The following is a 6,596-nucleotide window of genomic DNA, read 5'->3' as shown; positions in this document are numbered from 1 at the left end:
CTAAAATATATTTTTCTATATTATGAAGAAATGAATGTTCCTCTATATATGAATCTACCTCCTCTGAACTCACAATCTGATTTTGAATCAGTGCTTGTTTATATCCCATAAATCGATCCTGAAAACTAAAAGAATAATCCAAATCACCAAAGAATCCTATTGTCTTATATCCTTTTAACACAACATAATCAGTCAACATATATCCACCTTGACGATTATGTGTTAAAACACAATCACATGGATCACCTAAAGATGTAAAATCAACAAGAACTACTGGAATCCCAACCTTTTTTAATGCTTTTAAATGACTATCAGAAATCTTTCCCACAACAAGAACTCCAGCAACCTTCCTATCTACAATACATTCTGGCATATGAAAATCATTATCTTCAAAATAATTTAATATTGAAAAATAGCCAAAATTCTTTGCTTGTTCAACAATTGAACATAAAACAATTGAATAAAAATGCCCAGTATTTGCATAATAACTTTGCATTAAAACACATATATTAGACTTAGAAAATATAGAAAGATATTGTTTCTTTTGATTAATATATCCCATTTCATCTGCGGTACGCAATATTTGTAATCTCATTTCGTCGCTTACTCCTGGTTTATCATTAAGAGCTATGGAGACTGCATTAATAGAAACATTTAATCTTTTTGCAATATCTTTCATTGTTATTTTCATATCATTATTCTCCCTTCAGTACTCTTTTCTATAGTTTAACAACTTCATACCCATACAACATATAATTTCTATAACTCTTCACCGTTTGTTTCAATAACATGTTTAAACCAATGAAATGATTTCTTTTTTATTCTTCTCATATCTTTAAGATCGTCATTATCTCTGTTTACATAGATAAATCCATAACGTTTCTTCATTTGAGCACGACTACTTAAAATATCAACTGGTCCCCATGATAGATATCCACGACAGTCCACACCTTCTTCAATCGCAAGTTTCATTTCTTGAATATGTTTTCGCATATAATCAATACGATAATCATCAATAATTTCACCATTTTCATTGACTTGATCATCATATCCAAAACCATTCTCAACAATATAGATAGGCATTTCATATCGATCATAAAGTTGTCTTAATGTAATTCTTAGACCAATAGGATCAATTGTCCATCCAAATTTAGACATTTCTAAATAAGGATTCTTTTTAATAACAACATCATTCACATTTGTTAAACTTTCTTCACCATAATGAGAAATTGTAGACATATAGTAACTAATAGATAACGAATCAGTCATTCCTTTCTTCAAGATATCCAAATCGCCTTCTTGTATTTCAGGCATAGTTCCTTCATTTTTCATATTTGCATAATAATAAGAATTGTAATGTCCTCTTGCAAAGACATCTAGAAAAACATAAGCTTCACTTTGTGCTTTCATACTTTCTAATGTGTCTAAAGGATGACATGTTTCAGGATAACTTTGAACCACCGTTGCCATCCCCATAACTTTTCCACCCTTTGAATGAATATATTCATTTACCAAACTATGTGCAATTAATGTATTATGCATAATTTGATTATCAAAAGTTTGAGGATTGACATCTTTTGGGTAAACTGCTCCAAAAAACATTTTAGGTCCTTTTTGTAAAATTCCATTTTGTTCATTAAAAATAATCCAATGATGAACTTTAGAAGCATATCTGTCTACAATCTTTTTGCATAGTTCAACAAAAATATCAACAACTTTTCGACTCGCAAATCCATTATATTTTTCATATAACTCCACTGGCATTTCAAAATGATAGAGAGTGGGAATAGGTTCCATTCCTCTTTCTATCAAAGCATCAATAAACTGGTCATAAAATTCAAAACCTGCCTCATTATAAGTATTCTCATCACTCATCATTCTTGACCAATCAATTGAAAAACGATAAGCATTAAATCCCATTTCTTGAAACAAATCAAAATCTTCTCTATATCTATGGTAAGCATCTATACCATCTTTAAAATCTGAAAATTCTCCTGTTGATGTTAAATCACAAACCGCAGGAATCTTTCCACCTTCTGTATATCCACCTTCACTTTGGTGAGCAGTCACTGCTCCACCCCATAAAAAATCTTTTCTTAACATTTGACTTCTCCTTATCCTGTAAAGCTATTTTTAGATTCATTACATATGAAGGAGTTTTAAATTGAGGTAGTTTTGAATTACTTCTTCATATGTAAAATGATATCTATCATTAGTATGACAGTCATTAACTTGAATCTCAATTCTCATTTACTTGAAAAAACAGACTTTTTACTTGAAATACAATAACTTATCATAGAGATACATAATGTATCTCTATGATAAGTTATTGATTATACTTCTTTTTGGTATTCTTCAAAAGAATATAAATTCCTATAATTGATATTAATGATAACCCACTATATGTAATGAATTGTGTTTGATCACTTGTATTCACTTGCTCTTGAATAACTGTCTGACTGTCTATTTGATTATATGAAACAATAGCATACTGTGAAAAATGAGTTGTTTCAAAATTAATATATTGTCCTTCTTTTACTGAATCTAACTTATGAATATGTCCAGATTCATCAATATATATGACTTCTAAATTTTTATGACGTAAGTTATCATCTATCTGAATAGCAACTTTTACTGTTTCGTCTAAATTATATTTTTCTCCCTTTAAGAACAAATGAAGATCATAAACTTTTTCTAATGTTGCCCGTTTAAAAAATTCCGGATTTTTGTTTTGTAATTCTTTGAATACTTTCATCATTTCTTTTTGATTAAGAATAAATGACTCTAACTGGATATTTTTTGGTAATGCTCCAGAAATATGAACAGACTGATCTACACTTGAAATAATCACTTCATTTGGTTTTACATCAATTGATGGTTTTTGGATCAGATTATCATAGGCACTCTTGAGTTCCTGATAAATATTTTGAATTTGTTGTTCAGTAGCATCTTGATTGTTAAAAATATTTTGAGCATTGTTTTTAGCTGTCATTAATCCTTTTAATGATTCTTCAGTATAAAGAGATTGATTCAATTGATTAACTTCTTTTAATAAATTTCCAAGTTTTTGCTTATCTCCTCTTGTTATTAATCGACTTATAGCCTCTTTTAATTGTTGACATACCTCATCAACTTGTAATTGTGTAGCATTTTGATCTCGATAAACTTTTGTAGCTTGTTCAAAAGCCATTTGTAAATTTTTAAAACTACTAGGTGTATATTGTTCTGATTTTATAGTCTGAGCCTTATCAAGTTCAATCTTTAAAAGATCAGTTTGCGCTCTATAAATAAGTGCTTCGTAAACTTCATGAAGTTTTTTTAATATACTTGTAACATCAGTCTCTGATGCATCTTCTTTTTTCAAAATAATATCAGCTTGTTTTAATATATCTTGAAAAGCATGATAGTTATTAGGTGTATATAAGGATGCATCTGTATTTACAATGGCATTATAGAAGACTTCAAGATCTTCTTTTAATGCTTTTCCATATATTTCAAATTCATAAATAGAATATCCATAACCAATTGCTCTTTTGATTCCTTGCATTTTTACATATTTCACAAGTGTTGTATCAAAATAAATATTTTCTAATGATCCTTGTCCATTTGTTTCATAATGAATATCAAAATAATTGTGATCATCTAAAGAGCCTTGAATTTTATATCCCTTTGCATAAGCATTTTCCCAAAGGATTGAAACTTGATAACAAGGTTGTTCAAGATCAATAGTTATAGATTCATTATCGTTATTTTGGGCAGCCCAACGTGTATTGGTTTTTCCATCGGTAACTTTGTTAGCATCATTACTATCGGTTTGACTTGTAGCAGTAGCTGTCTTTTGGAATGCAATATTTTTAGCATCCTGACCAGTTATTGTAATCATAATTTCTGTTTTGATTCCACTACCATCGGTTGCTTGTGCAACGACTTTTACTATGCCGTTTTGTTTTGGAACTAGTTTGCCATCTTTAGTTATTGTCGCTAAATCAGTAACACTCTCATCTTGATTATAAACCGCCCATTCAACTGTCGTGATTGTCGCATCAACGGGTTGTATATTGGCAATCAACTGTAGCGGTTTATTTTTTACGGTTATTGTATTTTGACCCGATTCTGTTGAAATATTAATTTTATCAACATATGTTTTCTCATAATGGTCGCCATACACTTGGAATTCCCATAATGAACTTCCATACTGACTACTACTTTTTACACATTGCATTTTCACATAACGTGCTGGTTTGGCATCAAATGTTTTCTCTTCAATATTTCCTTGTCCTGATTTTTCAACATATAAATCATAGAAAGTTTTGTTATCCATTGAACCTTGAATTTTATATTCCAAAGCATATGACTCCCAGTACAAGACAACTTTATTCACTTGATAAACATCACCTAAGTCAACTGTAATCCATTGGTCATCACTTTGTTGCCCAGAAGCCCAGCGTGTATCAATTTTCCCATCAAAAGCATCTTGCAATGGATTTGCACCTTCAGCATGAGAAGCAAATCCCGGCTTTTGATATGCAAGATTTTCTTTATCTTGATTTTCAAGTGTTATAACCTTTTCCCCTTGAATATGACTACCATCTACTGCTTTCGCTACAACTTTCACTTTTCCATTTTTAAATGGAGTTAATTTACCCGAAGATGTTATTTCAGCAAGTTTTGTTTCCTGATTTTCCATATCAGTGACACTCCACTCTACTCTCTTATCAGTTGCTGTATCAGGTAAAACTTCTGCATACATTTGTAATGGTCTATTCTTAGTTGTAATTTTATCAACCTGATTTTCAGTACAAGAATTGAAGAAACTTCTGTTTCTATCTGATAATTACCATAAACATCAAATTCATACAATGAACAACCATATTTAGATTTCTCATTCGCATAAATACGGACATAACGCCCTAGTTTCGTTTCATCCATTAGTAATCTCACAATTTTCTTTGAATTTCCTTCATCTTCTACTCTTGCAATTTCAGTCCAATTGGATTTGTCATCTTAAACTTCTACAACATATCGTGGTGGTCTTGCATCTTCCCAATTCAAAACAATCAAATCAATTTTTGCTTGTGTACCCAAATCAACATAAATCCAAGGATTTTTTTCACCAGAATCAGCTATCCAACGTGTTGTTTCATCACCATCAACAGCAAAGCTTCCAGGATGATTATCTCCTACTGAGGAAGTCACTGTCGGTTTATCTTGAGATAGACTTGCTAAAGTTTGTCCTGAAATAGTCACAACCTTTTCTCCAACTATTCCACTACCATCTATTGTTTTAGCTAAAATTTTTATCTGTCCATTTTTCTTAACTGTCAACTCTCCATCACTTGTAATTGTAGCTTTATCTGTTTCTTGTCCATTGATGTCAGTAACTGACCAAATCACTCTTGGATCCATAATATTTGTAGAAGATGTAAGAAGAACTTGATATGATGTCACTTGTCCTCTTTGCATGATTTCACTTAAACCTTCAATTGCTACATTTTGTATCAACTCTGTTCCTTGATCAGGAAGAACTTCTGCAGTTGAATGAGCAACTTATTTATTGTTAATCCTTGTTGTGTTCCCATCATATTCAACTTGACTATTAGGCTTAGTTAAAACAATGACTCTAGCAGAATCTGCAAGCATTTTTAGTGTTTGTTTTCCAGTTACATTTTTAGCTAAATATTGTCCAGAAACAGAATCATATAAATCATAGTATTGATGCCCTAAATCAATTTCAACATCTTTACTTTCCATGAATGGATTATAGTATAAATATGTCTCATACATATCATCCTGATAATAATCTGTTTTATTACAATCTAATTTTAAAATCCCTTCAACATTCGTTTCCTCTACCAAAGCTCCTAAGAATCCAGTATAAAAACCACCATACAATCCAAAGTTTGTTGTATTTTCTCCTGCCATCCAACCAGATGTTGCATTCTGTTTAGTATCTCCTGTTGCATAGAAGTTTTTTCCATTACTATTTTTTCTAAGTGATTCATAAGCCAGAACATTGGCTTCTGTTTTCCCTATATAATCGCCATCTGTTTGGTGATCCTCACTCCATTCATTAGGTAAAAAATACTTCATAGCATTCGTAATATTAATCGCCCATTTTCCTGCCATTCTGGCATAACTTGGATCATATTTAGCAGCTGGTAAAATTGATGTCATTGGATAGATAGAATTGAAGAAATATGAATAACCATTATTGGGTTCTCCTGTCATTCCATAAACATCAATACCATCTTGAGTATAATTCACTCCTCCCCAATTTCTCACTGAACTTCCGCTCTTTGACGTAATCCAATTCCAAAACTTAGAAATATCATAATTTGTTCCCACTTCAGCATTCATCATTGCAGCTAAATAAACAGCATCAATCAGCATATTCTCATAATAAGGATTTGCGGTTAAGTTTTGTAAATAATCCATACAATATTGAGCATATTCCAAATATTGAGCAGCTTTTTGAGGTTGACTATCTTTAAATATTTTATAAGAATAATACAAAATAGGCTCTATAATTTAACTGGAGGATTTAAATAAATCTTTCAGTTTTATTTTATATTAAAATAGACATAACTATAACCTTG

6 protein-coding genes are annotated in these 6,596 nt (G+C 30.9%); all 6 read right to left on the bottom strand.

The window, feature by feature from the left end; all coding sequences use genetic code 11:
• The coding region (locus tag AC5M21_RS15630; protein ID WP_493531526.1) for a LacI family DNA-binding transcriptional regulator at positions 1-691 on the bottom strand (691 nt) is incomplete at its 3' end.
• Positions 692-759: 68 nt separating this feature from the next.
• Positions 760-2,103, bottom strand: coding sequence for a glycoside hydrolase family 1 protein (locus tag AC5M21_RS15625; RefSeq protein WP_008787482.1), 1,344 nt, complete (start codon positions 2,101-2,103; stop codon positions 760-762).
• A 223-nt stretch (positions 2,104-2,326) separates the two neighbouring features.
• Positions 2,327-4,750, bottom strand: coding sequence for a discoidin domain-containing protein (locus tag AC5M21_RS15620; protein WP_008787481.1), 2,424 nt, complete (start codon positions 4,748-4,750; stop codon positions 2,327-2,329).
• Positions 4,705-4,929, bottom strand: coding sequence for a hypothetical protein (locus AC5M21_RS15615; RefSeq protein WP_008787480.1), 225 nt, complete (start codon positions 4,927-4,929; stop codon positions 4,705-4,707). The genes AC5M21_RS15620 and AC5M21_RS15615 overlap by 46 nt, the downstream gene beginning before the upstream one ends.
• 75 nt (positions 4,930-5,004) lie before the next feature.
• Positions 5,005-5,502, bottom strand: a complete 498-nt coding sequence (locus tag AC5M21_RS15610; RefSeq protein ID WP_017143901.1) for a discoidin domain-containing protein — start codon at positions 5,500-5,502, stop codon at positions 5,005-5,007.
• Positions 5,503-5,547: 45 nt separating this feature from the next.
• The gene (locus AC5M21_RS15605) at positions 5,548-6,513 is read right to left on the bottom strand and encodes a hypothetical protein (protein WP_008787478.1); all 966 of its coding nucleotides are present in this window, start codon (positions 6,511-6,513) and stop codon (positions 5,548-5,550) included.
• Between the last annotated feature and the right edge of the window lie 83 nt (positions 6,514-6,596).

It is taken from the genome of Coprobacillus sp. (assembly GCF_984815275.1).
This window is presented reverse-complemented; position numbering and strand designations above follow the sequence as displayed.